Source organism: Neobacillus vireti, assembly GCF_036962345.1.
In the GTDB taxonomy this organism is placed as follows: domain Bacteria; phylum Bacillota; class Bacilli; order Bacillales; family Cytobacillaceae; genus Neobacillus; species Neobacillus vireti_A.
In genome coordinates this window covers 321,357-339,662 of the sequence record NZ_JBALNB010000007.1, presented here as the reverse complement: position 1 = coordinate 339,662, position 18,306 = coordinate 321,357, and the positions used below count along the sequence as shown (strand labels likewise).

At 37.9% G+C, this 18,306-nt stretch carries 19 protein-coding genes; 2 read left to right on the top strand and 17 right to left on the bottom strand.

Going from position 1 to position 18,306, the window contains the following annotated elements:
• Positions 1-48: 48 nt before the first annotated feature.
• The 11 genes from V7108_RS09115 to V7108_RS09065 form a co-directional block, all read right to left on the bottom strand.
• Entirely contained in the window at positions 49-528 is a 480-nt protein-coding gene (locus V7108_RS09115; protein WP_335516064.1) for an SRPBCC family protein, read from the bottom strand.
• 171 nt (positions 529-699) lie between these two features.
• A complete protein-coding gene (locus tag V7108_RS09110; protein WP_335516061.1) occupies positions 700-1,680 on the bottom strand; it encodes a CobW family GTP-binding protein in 981 nt (326 codons plus the stop codon).
• A gap of 16 nt (positions 1,681-1,696) precedes the next feature.
• Entirely contained in the window at positions 1,697-2,179 is a 483-nt protein-coding gene (locus tag V7108_RS09105; RefSeq protein WP_335567975.1) for an aromatic-ring-hydroxylating dioxygenase subunit beta, read from the bottom strand.
• Between the two features lie 22 nt (positions 2,180-2,201).
• Positions 2,202-3,359, bottom strand: a complete 1,158-nt coding sequence (locus V7108_RS09100) for an aromatic ring-hydroxylating oxygenase subunit alpha (RefSeq protein WP_335567974.1) — start codon at positions 3,357-3,359, stop codon at positions 2,202-2,204.
• Positions 3,360-3,364: 5 nt separating this feature from the next.
• Positions 3,365-4,462, bottom strand: a complete 1,098-nt coding sequence (locus V7108_RS09095) for a zinc-dependent alcohol dehydrogenase (RefSeq protein ID WP_335516054.1) — start codon at positions 4,460-4,462, stop codon at positions 3,365-3,367.
• Between the two features lie 58 nt (positions 4,463-4,520).
• The gene (locus V7108_RS09090; protein ID WP_335516050.1) at positions 4,521-4,751 is read right to left on the bottom strand and encodes a hypothetical protein; all 231 of its coding nucleotides are present in this window, start codon (positions 4,749-4,751) and stop codon (positions 4,521-4,523) included.
• Positions 4,752-4,877: 126 nt separating this feature from the next.
• Positions 4,878-5,687 (bottom strand): DUF3891 family protein, encoded by an 810-nt coding sequence (locus tag V7108_RS09085; RefSeq protein WP_335516047.1) that lies wholly within the window; start codon positions 5,685-5,687, stop codon positions 4,878-4,880.
• Positions 5,684-6,394 (bottom strand): isochorismatase family protein, encoded by a 711-nt coding sequence (locus V7108_RS09080; RefSeq protein WP_335516044.1) that lies wholly within the window; start codon positions 6,392-6,394, stop codon positions 5,684-5,686. Before V7108_RS09080 ends, V7108_RS09085 begins: the two co-directional genes overlap by 4 nt.
• A 15-nt stretch (positions 6,395-6,409) precedes the next feature.
• The gene (locus tag V7108_RS09075) at positions 6,410-6,778 is read right to left on the bottom strand and encodes a DsrE family protein (RefSeq protein ID WP_335516040.1); all 369 of its coding nucleotides are present in this window, start codon (positions 6,776-6,778) and stop codon (positions 6,410-6,412) included.
• Positions 6,779-6,794: 16 nt separating this feature from the next.
• Positions 6,795-7,394, bottom strand: coding sequence for a TetR/AcrR family transcriptional regulator (locus tag V7108_RS09070; RefSeq protein ID WP_335516038.1), 600 nt, complete (start codon positions 7,392-7,394; stop codon positions 6,795-6,797).
• 250 nt (positions 7,395-7,644) lie between these two features.
• Positions 7,645-8,244 carry a short chain dehydrogenase gene (locus tag V7108_RS09065; RefSeq protein ID WP_335516036.1) on the bottom strand — a complete coding sequence of 200 codons (600 nt, stop codon included), beginning with the start codon at positions 8,242-8,244 and terminating at the stop codon, positions 7,645-7,647.
• Between the two features lie 330 nt (positions 8,245-8,574).
• Here V7108_RS09065 and V7108_RS09060 point away from each other — a divergent pair, with 330 nt between their 5' ends.
• Both V7108_RS09060 and V7108_RS09055 read left to right on the top strand, forming a co-directional pair.
• Positions 8,575-9,486, top strand: a complete 912-nt coding sequence (locus tag V7108_RS09060) for an EamA family transporter (RefSeq protein ID WP_335567973.1) — start codon at positions 8,575-8,577, stop codon at positions 9,484-9,486.
• Positions 9,487-9,699: 213 nt separating this feature from the next.
• A complete protein-coding gene (locus tag V7108_RS09055; RefSeq protein WP_335567972.1) occupies positions 9,700-10,494 on the top strand; it encodes a GntR family transcriptional regulator in 795 nt (264 codons plus the stop codon).
• Positions 10,495-10,540: 46 nt separating this feature from the next.
• Here the strand turns inward: V7108_RS09055 and V7108_RS09050 are convergent, their stop codons facing one another.
• From V7108_RS09050 to V7108_RS09025, 6 genes are all read right to left on the bottom strand, one after another.
• Positions 10,541-12,058, bottom strand: coding sequence for a carboxylesterase/lipase family protein (locus V7108_RS09050; protein ID WP_335519716.1), 1,518 nt, complete (start codon positions 12,056-12,058; stop codon positions 10,541-10,543).
• Positions 12,059-12,236: 178 nt separating this feature from the next.
• Positions 12,237-12,419 carry an aspartyl-phosphate phosphatase Spo0E family protein gene (locus tag V7108_RS09045; RefSeq protein ID WP_335519714.1) on the bottom strand — a complete coding sequence of 61 codons (183 nt, stop codon included), beginning with the start codon at positions 12,417-12,419 and terminating at the stop codon, positions 12,237-12,239.
• Between the two features lie 194 nt (positions 12,420-12,613).
• On the bottom strand, positions 12,614-13,687 hold the full coding sequence (locus tag V7108_RS09040) for a TRAP transporter substrate-binding protein (protein ID WP_335519711.1): 1,074 nt from the start codon (positions 13,685-13,687) through the stop codon (positions 12,614-12,616).
• Positions 13,688-13,888: 201 nt separating this feature from the next.
• Positions 13,889-15,106: an LLM class flavin-dependent oxidoreductase gene (locus V7108_RS09035; protein WP_335519708.1), complete on the bottom strand. Its 1,218-nt coding sequence runs from the start codon at positions 15,104-15,106 to the stop codon at positions 13,889-13,891.
• Positions 15,107-15,173: 67 nt separating this feature from the next.
• Positions 15,174-15,962: an alpha/beta fold hydrolase gene (locus V7108_RS09030; RefSeq protein ID WP_335567971.1), complete on the bottom strand. Its 789-nt coding sequence runs from the start codon at positions 15,960-15,962 to the stop codon at positions 15,174-15,176.
• 115 nt (positions 15,963-16,077) lie between these two features.
• Complete coding sequence (locus V7108_RS09025) at positions 16,078-18,219, bottom strand: acetate--CoA ligase family protein (protein ID WP_335519702.1); 2,142 nt, start codon at positions 18,217-18,219, stop codon at positions 16,078-16,080.
• Positions 18,220-18,306: the final 87 nt, after the last annotated feature.

The window sequence follows — 18,306 nt, the reverse complement described above, 5'->3', positions numbered from 1 at the left end:
AAGACAATGAGAAATAGTGCTATTGGTATAATCGATATATTGAAGGATTTATTCCATTTTAATTGCTGAATCTGCGGGCGATTCTATGGAAGCTGATTTTACCGCCTTTTGTATATCTTTAAAAAATTTACCTGCTAAAAATTTTGCTACACCGCCTAGAACTCGGTTACCGACACTTGCAATCGTGCCGCCTATTTCCGCGTCACAGTTCCATTCAAGTCTAGATCCGTCTTCTGTCCCAAATAATCGGCAATGCATTTCTGCTTTTACATGACCAGGAGATCCACTTCCAGAGGCGTGAAGAATATAATAATTTGGTTTATCTACACCTTCAATTTTTACTTTTCCTACATACTCTCCCTTGACTGCAGCCACGCCCAATTTTAAAACGACATCGTATTCACCATTTTCTTTCAAGACCAATTCATGACAGCCTGGTATGACTTTTTTCAAAATTTCCTCATCTAACAGTGAATTCCACAACTGATTGACATCCATTGAAAATTTCGCTTCACCTTCAAGATTCATCTGCGCAAACACCCCTTGTATTCTAGTACTTATGTTTAAGACTAGTAAAAATTAACTAGTCTTCCCCTTCCTATTATATATAATTCTGTATTTTCTGAATAATAAAAAAATCGACATATTCCTACATAGACTATTCAAACAGCATTTTACCAGCATTATTTTTGTATATTTTTATCCATTCATTTTCAAAAGCTTTTCAATTGGCATTCTTACAAGTTGGGAGAACTTTTCAAATGCCTGATTTGCATTTAAATCAACGCCTATTAAGGTAATAAAAGGTTGCCTTTCATATTCCATAAAGACTTCCCAACTCAGCCTATTCCCAATCCATTGAACTAAATATATGTTATTGTCTTCTTCTAAACAAACGAACCCTTTAGCCCTCATTAGATTGGGCTTTAGACAAAAGAAATACTCCTCTATCATGCTTTTTGTTACCTTAATTGGAACAGGAATTGCAATAGTAGATAAATATTCGTAAGAAGGTTGGTCTTCCTGCTGCTCCATATCCTCTATCGCTTGAAGGGACCTTTTATGGTGTTTCTTTCCTGTTCTATTAATCGTTAGCAGGTGATCCAGACCTACCTGACCTTTAACCGTGAATAGAAGCTCGGCTGAATCATTTAACACTTGAATTAATGTTTTAATTTTAGACCTATTCAGATTCTCTACCGTATCTACCTTATTTACGATAATAAAATCTGCAGAACATAGTTGTCTGGCAAATGTGGTCCTTATATCGAAAGAAGTTATTTTAGAAATAGTTTCAGCGTCAACAAGTGAAACGACACTTTTCACGTAAATACGAGAAACTAATTCTTTTTTCAACATTTCATCCATGACTTCCTCTGGATTCGCAATGCCTGTTAATTCAACAAAAATGGTAGCTGGGTTTGTCTTTAAAAGTTGTTCGAAGCTTTTTACCAGTTCACTTTTTTTACTGCAACAGACACATCCGTCATTAAGAGATTGAATAGGTACAGAACTTCTTCCATTAAGAATATGACTGTCAACATCCATCTTTCCGAACTCATTCATGAGTATTCCAAACGTCATTTCCTTTTGCTTGGATTCCTCAAGTAAATTTAATAATAGAGTTGTCTTTCCACTTCCTAAAAATCCACTTAAAATGATTACCGGTACTCTGCTCATAAATTTTGCACCTTTTCTATAACAAGAAGCTCAGGTTTCCGATAAATTCGTTATTATTAATGAGCTCCACTTTTTTTGAGGCAATTTTCCATGAGTTCCCGTTTTTTCTCAGCTTGTGTTCAAATCTGCCAGAATATATAGTTTGGATACTCCGCCTTAATTCCACAATTATAAAATTTGAGCTTACGGTAATCGATTGATCATCTTGATCTAGAACTCTAATATTTGAGATTAAATGTCTCGTTCTTGATTGCGGCTCTTGACCATATGCTAAACCACTTTGTAATCGCCAAACTCGTTCTCCCAGCCGCTCTTTGTTATCGTATATGATTGATACATGCGCATTTGGATCATAGTGATCCTTATTTGACGGAATCCAATACCAAGCGTCCTCTGTAAATAATTCAAGCCATTCATTAAACTTCCCATCATTTAAATAAGAGGCCTCATCTATAAGAAAAGCTTCTACATCCTTTCGGTCTATAAGAACTCCATTCATTTTCATGCCTCCTAACATCCTATTATTCTTTAGTCATTAGTCTCCGCCATTCTTTGTATAATGCTCTTGCCGAAACCTCGTCACTTGAAGTGGCAGTAATAATCCCGTCTTCATCTATCTCTTCCCGGTTCATTCCTCGACTGATTTCAAGCCATTCTGCTCCATTGGCTTTTGCATTCAGTCCTTCCATGACTCGGTCAAATCCAACCTCGAGGTCATCGACAGTCCCAAAACCAGCCGGACCATAGAAACCTTCGTGCTTTCTTAACCTGCTGGCATTCTCTTCTATGGAAACACCCTTCAGCATGATCGGGTATAAGCTTACGTGAGTCTTATTAACGGATATTGGTCTCGTTACACGAACTTGAGAACCTACAAAGCCGAGGTTAGGAAAAATAATCAAATTAAATGGTAATGCACCAATACCAAGGTCTCCATCTAATTCATATAAGGAGTGTCCATTACCCAAGTCACGTATTTTTTCGTTTTTGTGCATTTTAGAAAAATTTATTCTTTTTCCGGTTTTGTTGGCGACAAGATTAAAGAAACTTCTATGAGTGACACTTAAATGATAAGGGTCGATGGTATTTTCTACTTGTAGCTTCCAATTGCCGTCAAAGCTGTATTTATGAACACCTGCATTTAGTGCAATGCCCTCAGGTCCTGTATTTATGACATAATCGATATATTTACGGGCATGCCCCAAGTAGTCTTTTAGACTAGGAACGTCTTCCGATAAACTAGCAAAGATAAAGCCCCGGTACACTCCAACCTTAGGAACTTTTATTAACCCCATTTTACAGCGGTCAAATTTTTCATCATATCCATCTTGAAATGGCATTCCTGTCAAATCGCCATTATTGGAATATGTCCATCCATGATAGGCACAGCGGAAATAGTTTGCATTTCCTTGTTCCTGCTGACAAACCGTAGCAGCTCTGTGTCTGCAGCGGTTCAAAACAACATGTATCTCATCTGTGTCAGAGTCGCGGGTCACGATGACTGGATTGGAACCTATAACTGTTGTCTTGTAGTCACCTGAATTAGCAATCTCGCTTTCATGTGCTACATAGACCCAAGTATTTTCAAAGATTTTCTTCATTTCCTTTTGAAAAATACCTTCATCCTTATAGACATCTCCGTGTACTGCGCCTTCTTTTACGAGATCAGAAATGTTCACTATTTTCACCTATCTTCCTTTAAAGATTCGTTAACAACTGCAACATGTATACACCCATCCTCACCGTATGCATGGGTCCTGACTGCTTTGGCTGCCTCTTCAATAGAAAAACTGTGCGTAACCATCTTTTCAAGAGGGTATTTCCTTGATTCAATGACCCTTAATGCGACTCCGACTGCTTTCTTTGGCCGGCCAAGGACTCCTTTTACAGTCAGCAGCTTCCAAGTGATTTTACTAGACATGAGATTTTGGGATAATTTATCATCGGTCCCAGAGTGAACGATGGTTGCTCTAAGTCCAGCAAGATCTAATGAAGTTACGAGCTGTTGCGGGGCAGTTGCTGCGTTAATAACGGTATCTGCCATTTTCCCATCCGTTACTGCATGAACCTCTTTAACGAGATCCTGAGTATCTGCAAAAAACGTGTGAGTCGCACCAAACTCCTTTGCTAATTTTAGACGATGTTCGTCTTTTGACATACCCGTAACAATGATTTTACCCGCTCCTGCTTCTTTAGCTCCGATTACTGCACCTAAGCCCATTGGTCCTGGTCCTTGGATAAGAACGGTATCACCGACTTTCGTATTCCCTACTTCTTGAACCCAGTGAATTCCATTCGATATCGGAATATATAATTGCAATAGTTCTGGAGAAACATCAGCACTCGCTTTATGAATAATAGAATTTGGGTGCAGATACATATATTCTGCAAATCCTCCCCATAAAGCCGTTTTCTCATTGTCTATCCGCATTGCCCCATATCGTAAATCAAAACATTGTTGATAGTTTCCGGTCAGACAATTATTACAGGAACCACATGGGATATACTCTTCGACTACCACTCGGTCGCCTTCTTTTAACCCCCATCGTTCTGCAGCCCTTTGACCTAAATTTGTTACCCTGCCAACTATTTCATGGCCAATAACACAGGGGAGTTGAAAAACCCCATTTCCGTCATTTAAATATGCTTCACTGTCGAATCCGCATACCCCGCAGGCTTCCACATGGAGGAGGGCGTCGTTTTCTCCTGTTTCAGGGATTGGAAATTCCTTTATTTCTATCGTTTCTTTTTCTGTCAGTACAGCTGCTTTTACTTTATTCAAATGCTTTTACCTCCTACCTTTTATCCGCTCTTATCAACCAATTTTACTGACAAAATTGCTATATGTCGTCTGCTTCATCAATCCATCTTGTTTGTGATGGATCTAATAGAGTAGTAAGATCCTTGTGCGTACTCCATAATAAACTTTCTAATTCAAGGGGATCGAAAAAGGAAACTTTTCCGGTTCGGATATCCTCTATTAATAACCGATCCCCATTAGCAGATCTGTCTAGTTTTACGGAAACATGTGCAAATTCATTTTTTAGGATAAAGCCTTCGCTCAATTTCATTCACCTGCATTCGATTGAAGTTAGTTAGTACCCACTAACATCATTACCTTATACTTTTGCACATTTTCATCGGTTGTTACCTGAATATTAGCAAGGTTCAGATAACAAAAACCATAATGTGTTAGATTAGCTAGCAACAATTCTCCATTGAATATCTTCTTTTTCAGTACCTTCGATGATTTCCTTTGCTTCTTGGTGATTTTCATAGTCACGGTCATCTATTCTTCTTCCGGGGACGGAGGTATTAAATTCATCCGCAAATGGGAATGGCTGAATAAGAATTTCTCCATTTCCTTTTGATTTTACTGTTAAGTGAACCGGTTCGCTTTCCCTTGTCATTCTAACTGGACCTAATGTAACTTCATTCTTTTCTTTTGGATTATTTAATCCCATGAATAACCCTAAGCGATCCATAACCTGAAAATACTCATATTGCATCCATATGTTATCTTCAAATTCACTGCGTTTAAGTTGTGCTGCCCAATATTGCTGCTTGATATCAACCCATTCCTTTTGGATTGTGTTAATCGTTTCATTCATAAAGCCTCTGAGATCATCGGAAACTTTATACGTAAAGGTTGGATCGTATCCAAACCTACTTGTATATAAACCAATCCAATGCATTCCTAACATCATTCCTGCATATTGATCTTGTTTTAATGTGTCACGATAGCCAATTTCATAGAAACGAACATGTTCAGGTAAATTAACTTCTAAAAAGTTGGTTGGTCGTTTTGTTGCTTCGTTAAATAATACTTCATCATCAGGCTGCCTCCAACCAGCATCATGTTTTTCAATTCCAAGACTAACAGATTCATGATTTACTAACTTTTGAAACTGTTCGTTTCCCCATAACCTGGATACTGTTCCCATTTGGATGGCATGTTCGTCTTGCCTGACCAACACTAATTTTCCGTCCTGCTTTGAGATAATCATTTACCTTCCCCCTCAAGTTTAAGCGCTTTCAAATGGGATATAACCTGTTCTACAGGTATGACATCACCATACTTTTGTTGTATATCAAACAAGTTAATCGCATGGGTCGTAATACCACGATCAAATACGCATTCCTCTGGAACGACAACTTTATAATTATTTGAAAAAGCGTCAACTACAGTTGCTCTAACACATCCGCTTGTTGTGCAGCCTGTCACGATTACACTATCTACTCCCTTTGCTGTTAAAAGAGAAACCAATGGAGTTCCAAAAAACGCACTAGGTTTTTTCTTCGATAAAATGATTTCACCATTGATCGGTGCTAACTCTTCAACTACCTTAGTCCCTTTTTCTCCTTCCAGGAGCAGCGGGTGATCAAAAATCTGACCTTTAATTGCTACACGGTCATTATCACTGCTCTTGGAGCCTTCGATAATGGTATAAATCACGGGAAGTCCTTTTTCTCGGAATATTTCTAGTACTCTTCTAATATGTGGAATGGCCTCCCAACTAGCTGCTCCACAACTGGTTGGATATGTTTTAATTGCCTCTTCAATTTCCTCTGGCACATCCCCAGTGAATCCATATTGCACATCGACAATGATGAGTGCTGTTTTTTTGCCTAAACCATATGTCTTCCCTAGTCCAGCTCCAGAGTATATTTTTGAGTCACGTTCATCTAAGTATTTTTCCCAAATTCCAGTCATTTGACTTCACCTCTCTTACCCGTAAGTTATGACCTTATCACAAGCTGCGGTCATTTCGACTAGGACACTGGGAGACCCTAATTCTATCTTTTTCCCTTGTAAATCATCTTCCGTAATACCTCTGGCCCCGCAGGATACTTGTGATAGAACAATTCGACCTCCACGTTCAAGTATTTCATTAACAGAGTTTCGTAACTCCGTTGCCGTTACCCCTACCCCAAATACCGTGTCAAGATTTTCTTCCTTTAGTAATTGGACTGCACTTCCTGCAAGAAACATTGAGGCCTGATGTCCATCCCGAAGAGCTGTTTTAGCAATTAGAAATGCCCGGTCTGCTTGGGTTGGTGCCTCTGGACCATGTGTTAAGTGAATTAATAAATGCATGTTTTTTCCTCCTTCATTAATGGACTCTTTCATCTACCTTACTGGATGTTAAGTGATCGATAAATACATGGACACTTCCTTTTATTACATCCTCTTCTGAAAGGGAAGTAATGATTTCTCCTGAAACGAAAGATCGTGATATAAAAAGACCATAACTCATATAAAGAAAATTCATGGCTGTGAGCTCATAATCACAATCTCTGATAAGTTTCCTTTTATTCATCTCTTCTAAATATTTTTCAATCAATTCCTTTAATTGCCTTGGGTGCTTATTAACCTGTTCAAGCAGTCCCGGCACATTATGCCCTTCTTGAATGGCAATTTTTATGACGTTTTTATTTTTTTTCATGATGGTGTGATATGTCTGGGCAATCATCAATAAATCTTTTTCTAGATTCCAAATTAACTTATGCTCAAACAGCTCCTTCATCTGAAAACTATAATAGTAACGGTCAATTGCTGCTTCTAATATTTTTTTTTTGTTCGGAAAATGTCTAAAAAGAGTCATTTCACTCACACCAGCTTTTTCAGCTATTTGTTTCGTGGTTGCTCCCTTAAATCCTTTTTTCGCAATCATATCAATTGCGACCTTCAAGATTTTTTCATCCGTGGTCATATGCCTTCTACCTACCTAACTATGTTTGTTAGTACTCACTAACTTTCTCCTAATAAGAATGTTATAACAGTGACAAAATTGTGTCAATATTTTTTCTGAATTATTTAAAAATTTAAATAAATGATTGACATATAATAAATATTAAAATACAAAAAAGCACCGGTACAACTTTGTACTGGTACTTTTAATTGTTTATTAAGGTGCATAGCGTTCCAATAACTCAGGTGATTACTTAAATGATTTTCCTCACCTAGTAAACACGATATGTCTTCCCTGTTTGACCACCTTCTACACTCTTTTGATAGGCTTTAGCCACTCGGTATGCAGAAACAGGCTCGAATCCAGGAAAATAAGGACCATATTTTTCAATTGATTCAGATAAGACCGTCGGACTAATATTATTAATCCGAATTCCTCTAGGTAACTCAATCGCTGCTGATTCCACAAAGGCCTTAATTGCACCCCCTACCATAGCAGCAGACACACCACCCACAATTGGATCCTCCATAATAATACCGGTTGTTAAGGTAAAACTACCACTATTATTTACGTGTTTATGACCAAGAAGAACTAAGTTTACTTGGCCTTTTAACTTGCTTTGAATCGATAGTTCATTCTCTTCAGGCGTAAGTTCTGTCAGTGGGCCAAAAAATGTGGCACCCGCTGCACAAATCACGGCATCAACCTTCCCTATTTTTACGTACATTTCTTTGATGCTATCCGGCGATGTGATATCGACCTGCAACTCTGCTCCATTCCGCCCAGCTGTCACCACTTCATGTCTCATTTCTAATTCTTTACGAACCGCACGACCAATTGTCCCATTTGCTCCTATTAAAAGAACTTTCACTTTAAAACCCTCCTCAAATTAAGTATCTACCTAATTTATGTTCCTATTTGGTATTTCCTTCCTATCAAGATGATAATTATATACTATATCTTCCAATCCCTTTTTCTCAATAAAAAAAGGGTAAATGGCACTAGATTGTTTCACTTAGGAGATTCTGAAATGAAAGTTGTTGATTGACATCCACTGTAAATACCCTTAGAATAAACAAAGTAATATTGAACCCAAAAAAATTGTTCGTGGACTTTTCTAGAGAATTCTCTATTTTCGCCACACAGCTAATATAAGCTGTGTGGCTTTTTATGTTTTATAGACTGAAAGGGGTATGTAAAAATGAAAACTTGGCATTACGCATTACTTGTTTTATTGGGGGGATGCTGCTACGGCGCATTATCCACTTTTGTAAAATTAGCTTATTCGGCTGGTTTTAGCAGTGCAGCTGTAACAGGAAGTCAATTCTTAATGGGGACTCTCTTAATCTGGATCGCAGCTCTCTTTACGAAAAAGAAGAAACTTACGCTGCCGAAAATAGGAAAATTGCTTTTATCGGGGATTCCACTTGGATTAACGAGTCTATTTTATTACCAATCTCTGCAATCACTTAATGCTTCGCTTGCAATCATCTTTTTGTTTCAATTTGTCTGGATTGGCAGCTTATTTGAATGGTTTTTTTATAAAAAGAAACCAACCATGGGGAAGGTTGTTTCAATTTCGATTCTCGTGATTGGTTCCATATTTGCTTCAGGAATTATCGCTGAAGGCAGCGGAGGAATGACATGGCAAGGTACTATTTGGGGAATGCTTTCTGCACTAACCTATACAACTTTTATCTTTCTTAGCAGCAGTGTGGAGAAAGATACACCAGTTGTGCAAAAAAGTGCTTTGTTTACCACTGGGGGCATGATTACCGTCTTCCTCCTCAGTCCGCCAACGGATTTGCTGCAATTGCCAGTATTAATGGAAATTGCACCGTACGGTTTTTACCTTGGTTTATTAGGTGTAGTATTACCGCCAATCCTCTTTACAATCGGTATGCCACATATCGGACCAGGTCTGGGAACCATTTTAACATCTGCTGAACTTCCTATTGCTGTCATCTTATCATCGCTAGTTTTATCAGAACAGGTAGGTATGTTCCAATGGCTCGGAGTTGTTTTAATATTAGGCGGAATAATAGCAGGAAATTTGAGGTTACCTAAAACAAAAATAAAGTCTTCCTATGCGGAAAGGGAGTCTAGCTTATAAGGTTGGTATTCAGGGGTGGGTGGTCCTTTTCGGGATTCCCTCCCCTTTTTATTTTTTGGTCTTATATGGATCTTTTCACTCTTCCCGTTCAGACAGGTTAATCACCTATATCAATAAATCTTTCTTGTATTATCTTTATTTTGAATTTAAAATATAATTAATGGTACGTATAACATATTAAGTTAATAATATAATTAATGGAAGAGTGATTAAATGTTAGATGAAAAAAGTATAATCCCACTGTATTATCAGTTAAAAGAAATTTTAAAAGAAAAAATAAAGGATGGCTCTTTGAAAGAAGGTGAAATGGTGCCTTCCGAAAGAGAGCTCATGGAAATGTACAATATTAGCCGCGCAACCGCTAGAAAAGCATTGAATGACCTAATGATCGAGGGGCTCATCGAAAGAAAACAAGGAATCGGGACATTTGTCTCACCAAAAAAGGTATTACAGGATTTAACGGGAGAAATCGCCTTTGCTCGTCAGGCACGTGAACAGGGACTTAATCCAAGCCTTAAAGTGATTAAAGCATCCATAGATAAGGATGTCCCAAATCGTATATATAGCCTTTTTAAAATGGATTCTTCAGAAAGTGTTTTTAAAATAAATGCTGTAGCAAATGCTAACGATTCCCCGCTAATTTTAGGTACAACTTACATTCCTTTGAAATTTGCACCAAAAATTGAATCGATAGATTTTGAAAAAACTGTGTTCCATGAGTATTTGGAGAATGACCTTAACATCCGTTTTACTCACTCAACTTTAGAAATGGATCCAATCTTATTAGATGATTTTAGTGCCTATTATTTAAATTCAACAGTTGGAAAACCAGCATTATCTGTTGAAAGACTGTTTTATGTAGGAGAAAACCTTATTTTAATTGAAAAGAGAGTGGTACTTGGTGAAAGAACCAAATACCTGTTTACACTAAAACATGGTTCGGATAAAGACAAAGATTATTCTTTTAAAATGAAGTTAGATAAAGAGTACGGGGGAACGGAGGAATAATCTTCCGCTCTTTTTTTTATAGTAATATGTACTCTTTCTGTTTAATTTAAGATTCTAGTAACTTCCATGCCTCCTCCCATACCAACCTTTCTCCCCTGCGAGGATCGTTCTCGATCTTGCTCTTCTCGTGGAAAACTATGGTTGGCCGGTTATTTACCTCATAGTGCGGCCACTCTGGAATGAGAGCGTGATTAGGATTTCCACTATGTGCAAAAGCAATCCAAGCACGATGCAGTTGCAAGGATATATCTTCTCTTTGAGGGGAATCACCAGTTAAGATAAGAGCATCATGATGATTTAAGTGATGAAAAACAAATGGAATTTCCATATAGTGGCAACACCCTAATTGTCCTTCAAGGACTGGAGATGGCCAATCAAACCGATACATCCAAACAGATGCTCCTGCTTCAACAAGGCGCTCCCCCATTTTAATCATTGGAAACCAAAATCGAAAGTCGCCAATTGCACATTCAACAGAATCTCGTAAACTTTGTTCGTCTTTCTCTCTGTTTAAGTAGTGACTTGAGACCTCCGACCAGATTTGTCCTATCGTCTTCTCAATGGATTCATAAATTTGTTGATCACTCATTGAATTCCATCCAGGTGTTACTGCTGCCCTCAACCGATCTTCGTCCTTATTTGTCCCTAATAAAACAGATAAATGGTTTGAAGCCACGGACTGCAGGGCTTGCAGTGGCTCCATCGGAATAAGGGTACCATCGATAACGGGCTGAAAAACTGCGGATTTTGCTGCATTCACTCTTAGTGTATCCGTCACTTTTAAAAGCTCTTCAACTGGTACATTTTCTAATTTCCATAACTCATTCTCCTGTATACCAAGAATCTCCAACCATTTCCTCGCCACTTCCGTTGCCTCTTTTGATTTCGTAAAAAAATCACCAGCATGGCTTTGTAAAATTGCCTGGTTAAATAATCCCTTCGCACTAGGCATGGCCATTAACAAGGCAACACTGGTTGCCCCAGCTGACTCACCAAAAATCGTAACCCGTTCAGGATCACCGCCAAAATGATGAATATTTTCTTGTATCCATTTTAATGCTTGGACCTGATCTAATAAACCACAATTTCCAGAATAAGCATACTCTTCTCCACCTATTTCGGCTAAATGTAAAAATCCAAGAGGACCTAAACGATAATTAATCGTTACGAGGACAACATCCCCTTGTTGAGCAAATGAAGTTCCGTCATACCATGGGTTTGATCCCGCATCAAACCAAAAACCACCGCCATGAATAAAAACCATTACCGGACGTCCTTTCGTATCGGCAGCCGGTGACCAAATATTTAGATAAAGGCAGTCTTCACTGGTTTCTAATTCCTTCCTTTCGCCAAGAATGTTAGCAAAAGGATTTTTGGGTTGAGGGCATCCTGGTGCAAACTGAGTCGCATCATATACACCATTCCACGGGGCAGGTGGTTCAGGAGGCTTAAAACGCAATTTTTGGATAGGTGGTTTCGCGTAAGGAACCCCTTTCCAAACAGTGATTCCATTCTCCATTTTCCCTTCAATTTTTCCATTAGAAGTTTCAACTAAAGTGCACATTAATCTTTTCTATCTCCTCTCTTTTAAAATCAAGTATTTAAACTACTAAAAAAGACAGTTAATTAAACGAAGATAGGGAAAGAATCTCAGGTTCTTTCCCTTCTTTACGAATTAAAATAATAGAATTCGAATGTTAATTTGTATTTTCACAGACTAACTATTTAACTTAAACGGATTGCTAGTGAGTTTCTTTCCGATTGGAGCTTCCCGGATATTTAATTTTCAAGATTTCATTTATTAACAAATCTAATTCTTTACTATGACCTATCGTTCTTTGATCAGTCATACCGAATCTTACCCCTGACAATTCCATCACATTTTTTAAATGATAGTATTTTTTCATATATTCCATTAGCTGCATCAGCTCTTCTCCTTTCTAACTTTATACAAGGGAATATTTAATATTTAATTAATTTTATATATTCTATAACGAGGTACAATGTAGGTTTTCAAAGATAAAAATGAACAATAGTTATGGCCAGATATCTCAAAGAAATTTTACTTTGACCGAAAATGTAAAATGCCTTCAATTAGGAAGAAGAATTTGACGTTATTTTAGTTGTCTTTTGATACAGCATCAATTAATTCTTGACCACCATTTACTTTATCTGTAAACCATTTATAAACAGGCTCTACTGCTGTTTTCCAATCTTCAAGTTCTTCCTTAGTAGGATAATGCACTTCAATTCCAGATTTTTCTAGTTCATCAAAAACAGTAGCATAGCGATTTTTTACATTTTCATCCGAGTAAGGTTCTAGGTCTTTACCAACTTCAATTAAAATCTCTTGAAGGTCGGCAGGTAATGATTCATATTTGGCTTTAGAAATTACTAGTGGATTTCCATAGGCAGCTAATGGTAGTAATGTTCCTGATTTAACTGGTATCTTATAATCAAGAGCATAGATGACAGGATTGATTGTTGCATCAACAACACCTTGGTGTAAAGCAGTAATCTGTTCTGAGGCAGGGATCGAAACCCCACTTGCTCCTACTACCTTTAACGTTTCAGGGATACCAAGTCCTCCTGGAACTCGCGTTTTTATTCCTTTAATACTTTCCACGTTTGTAACCATTTTTTTTGTTGTCCAAAGAACTCCGGGATCCGCATTGGCTGTGTTAGATAATACGATAAGTCCCTTTTTTTCGAGCTTACTAGCAAACTGTTGACCTCCATTTTCGTGGGATAAAAAGGCTCTCATATCTTTTAGAAAGACTGAGACGTCTTTTGGATCGTAATCGAACAAGAATGGAAGCTCTAAGACATAATAGCCATCTTCAATCGCGGCTAAAGCATTGGAACTACTTAAAGTTATATCCACTTGACCATTTAGCATGGCTGGTATTTCTTGATCTACAGGAACGATTTGGCCATTGGGATATACTTCAACCGTTAGTCTTCCATTGCTTCGCTTTTCAACCTCGTCACTAAACCATGTAGCAAGATCATGCATGGTTGAATTAGTAGAATAACCATGAACTGCTTTTAATACGTATTTATTTTTGTTTGTGGACGAATTATCATCATTGCTTTCGGCTCCTCCATTTGATTGCGAAGCCCCGCCGCCACAGGCTGATAAAACTAAAAGAATACCTAAAAGTAAAACGCCTAATAGATGAATTTTCTTCATAATTGCTCCTCAACCCTTCAATTGGTCTATTAAATTAACGTAATTTTATTAGTACGGTTAAAATGTTATTAAACAGCCAATTTAGTCTCCTTTGATTAATAATCATTAATAGAAGGGAATCTCTTTTTCATTGAATCACAAAATTATTCTGTATATTCGGTTACAACCCGAATATACAGAATAATTTTTACAACGGACCTTTTAATAGAATAAAGCAACCTCTTCTTTACTCTTTCCTGCGAGCGTGTCGCCTTGTTCTAACTCTGTATCATCACCCAGCTTTTGAATGTCTTTTAAGACATAACGTGAGAATAGATCAATGTTCTTCATTGCTTTCCAATGTGGCATATTACCAATTTGCATAAATGCATTAATTACACCAACACCTGTTTCTTTTTGTAGTTCTGTTAATCTTTGTTTCACAGTCTCAGGAGATCCTACTGTGACATAACCTTTATCAAACATTTCTTGAGGAGACATGTCTGCAATATTATCATTAACCAATGCTTCCATGGCAAATTGTCTTGCTTCTGCTCCAATGTATCCTGGAGGGAAGGCCTGATAACCTTTGAAATTAATTTGGTATTTATACCAAAATCGGATATGCTCTTCAAATTCTTCCCAAGCTTTAGCATCCGTTTCTGCCACATAAATCTTATGGTTTAATCCTAATTGAGATTGGACAGCAGTGTATCCAAATCGATTCGCTTGCTCACGATAATCATCATAGATTTTTTTAATGGTAGGTAAAGAAGAAACCGTTACGATATAAGGATATTTGTGTCTTGCAGCGAATTTAACGGTGTCCCGGCTTCCAGTTGACGGAAGGAAAATCGGAATCTGTTTACTAATTGGCCTCGGCCATGAATTGAGGAATGGAACATCAAAATATTCACCATGGAATTCAATCGGACCATCTTCATACCAAGCTTTTAAGATTAAATCATGAGCTTCATAGAATCTGTCTTTTGATTCGTTCGGGTTTACATTACGGAAGTTAAAGTATTCGGCTCCGATTCCTCGTACAAGGCCGCAAATAATTCGGTCTCCACCTGTAACCACGTCCAGCATTGCAATTTCTTCAGCCACGCGCTGTGGGAGGCTGTGTAACGATGTAGCATTCCCCAAAATGGCAATCTTCCCTTTTGTACTACGAGCTAACATTGCAGCCATAATATTTGGTGATGGCATGTTACCGTAAGAGTTCTGATGATGCTCGTTAACACACACAGCATCAAATCCCATTCTGTCTGCATATTCTAATTGCTCTAGAAATTCGTTATAATATTGATGCCCTTTTACTGGATCGTAATGTTTATTAGGGTATGTTACCCATGCAGAATCATATTTATTTTGATTATACCCCTCAATATCAGCGTCTAAATATGGCATTAAATGAAAAGAAAATACTTTTGTCATTGTTTTTACCCCCTTGAATTGTTAGCTATTATCCTACTTTTACTAAACGATAAATGGTTAAAATATTTTAGAATGTATTAACTGAATACTTTTTTGTGAGAAATTCCTGAACGATTCGATTCGTTTCCTCACTTTTTTCAATATGTGGGACATGACCTGTGTCTTCAATGATTTGAAGTGTAGAATTTTTAATGTTTTGATTAAAAAATGTACCATGCTCTACTGGGTATAATCGATCTTCTTTACCCCAAATAATGCAGGTTGGTGCAGTTACATATTTTAATAGCACTGGGAACTTAGGATTGTAATTTCTTTCCCAGATTAATCTTGCTAATGCCGCTTCATTTTTATCTTTTCTTGCCACTTCTTCTCTGGTATTTTGAATATTAATTGCTTGCTTTAATAAACCTTCATCGTGAAAAATTAATTTTGCTTGGTACTCCTTGTCTCCATGGAAGTAATCAGGTACCTTCACACCGTTCACATACGCCCCTTGCGGACTGATTAATACTAAATTTCCCACGCGATGCGGATGGCTGATGGCAAATTCAAGAGCGATTCTTCCACCAATGGAATGTCCAACGAGATTTACTTTGTCTAGATTATAATAATCTAGGAAATCCCGATAAAAGTAATTATAATCTGCTGCTTCCTTCACCCATTTAATTTTTTCTGATTGCCCGAAACCAGGATTTTCAACCAAATAAACCTTATTATTTTCTGCTAGCTTTGAAAAGAAGCTAATATCCGGATTAACAGCCCCAGCTCCATTTAACCAGACTAATGGTTCCCCTTGACCTGCAGTAAAGACATGAGCTTTTACCTCTCCAATTTGTACAATCTCGCTTTTAAACATCCTTCAAACCCCTCCTAATTAATTTTATTTATACAAACAAATGGCACATGGAACCACATAACGAAGGTAATTCCTAGTACATTATTATTTACTTGCGAAACTTAGCCGGCTTGTATCAACGAACTGCTTCAATGGCAGGAGTAGAATGGCTAACCTTCTTTTCATTTCCAACGATTAATGCATCGACTGCTGTGACACCCTTCCCTTTTTCATGTACAATCACTGGATTAATATCTAGCTCTTTCAACCATTCACTTTGATCAAAACTAAATTCGGATATTTTCACCAATGTCTCCACAAGAGCAGCAATATCATAAGGACCTTTTCCTCTTGCACCTTTTAAAATGGTATAACCTTTGATAGATTGAACCATTTCATAAGCATCTTCTCGAGTTAGTGGAGCTGGACGGAGAACGACGTCATTGAATACTTCAACAAATATCCCGCCAATCCCAAACAGTATACATGGACCAAATAATGGATCTTGTACGGAACCAATAATAACCTCAATTCCGTCCTCTATCATCTTCTCTACAAGGATTCCTTCTAGTTGTGCATTAGGATTATAGTTCTTTGCATTGGTCCATATTTCATCATAAGCAGCCTTGACCTCTAGGTCAGACTTCACATTAATCTTCACACCTCCTGCGTCACTCTTATGCGCAATTTGTTCAGATGCAATTTTCATGACGACAGGATAACCAATTTCTTCAGCTGTATTTACGGCATCCTGTTTACTTGTTACGACTTTGCCAGTTGGAACTGAAATCCCATACTTTGCAAGATAGGTTTTGCCTGTGTGCTCATTTGCATTACCAAAAACTGCTTCCAATGCTTGCGGAACTGTCATTCGCTCTTCGCTGCTAAACTTTTTATAAGAGCCAGTTAATCGAGTTCGGTTATATTCATTTATGTTTTTGAGCGCTCTAATCGTTCTGCTTGGAGTAGGCATCCAACAAAAATCGCTCTCACGAAACTTTTGTTTTGTCTCATCCGCTACACCTGACCAACATACAATGAACGTTTTATCCGTATTGGCAGCAATTTGCTCCAATCTCGGGATAAAAGTTGGGGCTAAATGGTCCCAAAGCTGCATATAGTACACAACTGTCCCAACGTTATCATCATTTAAAATAACCTCAATGGATTCAAACAAATTGTCCAGCGTTTGCAAGACTTGAGCGGTGACATCAATTGGATTCCCAAATGCAGCAAAGGAAGGCAATAAATCTTTTAACTTTGCCGTGGTCTCTGGTTGTAATTTGGCCAGTGGAACACCGTACTCTTCACATTTGTCCGCCATTATAATCCCGGCACCGCCAGATCCAGTGACTAAGGCAACATCCCCAAAACTTGAAGGCAGCTTGGCATTATTAAATAGGGCAAGCGTATCAACTAATTCTTCTTCGCTATTGACTTGAATCACATTTTTCTTCTTCAGATAGCTACTATAAATCGCTGAGTTCCCTGCAAGTGATCCCGTATGCGACGTTGCTGCATCGGCACCTTTTTCAGAGTTGCCAACCTTTAAAAGCACAAGCGGTTTTTCATTTTCAAGGCATGAAGCTAATGCTCTTTCCATCGACTCCTTGTTTCTTGCTCCTTCTAGATATCCACCTATTACCTTGACTTCCTGCTGCTGTGCAAAATAATTGACGTAATCGAAGAAATCAACTCCGGCTTCATTCCCGGTACCAACTAAATATTGATAGCCACATCCAATATCACGGATTAATTTTGTTGTAACCGTGGCAACTGCTCCACTTTGAGAAATAAACGCAATCGGATCGACCTGGTCAAGGTTTACTGGAGAAAAAGAAGCGATTACATTTTCTTTTAAATTCGTAAAACCATTACAATTCGGTCCAGCAACCGGGATACCTGACTTCTTAATAAATTCAGTTAATTTATTCTGCATTTCAATGCCCTCTGCTCCTACCTCAGCAAAACCGGAACTAAAAATGACAGCGCTTTTAATTGAGCGAGCAGCTAGTAATTCTAAAGAAGATAAGACTGCATTCGATTTAACCGCAATGATGGCTAAATCTATATGTTCCGGGAGGCTTTGAATATCTGGTAAACACCTATACCCAGCAATCTCCTCGTATTTTGGATTTACAGGAAAAATTTCTCCTTTAAATCCGATCTGTTTTAGCATATATAAGGGTCTGCCGCCAATTTTGCTTTCATCAGATGATGCACCAATAATTGCGATGGATTGTGGGGAAAACATTGGTTTTAAATCAAATTCAATCATGCAAGAACACCTCAAAATTTTTTAGATTAATGATTCTCCTATCGGAAAACGTCTAAAATCTCTATGATTCTACTTTCAGCAACAAAA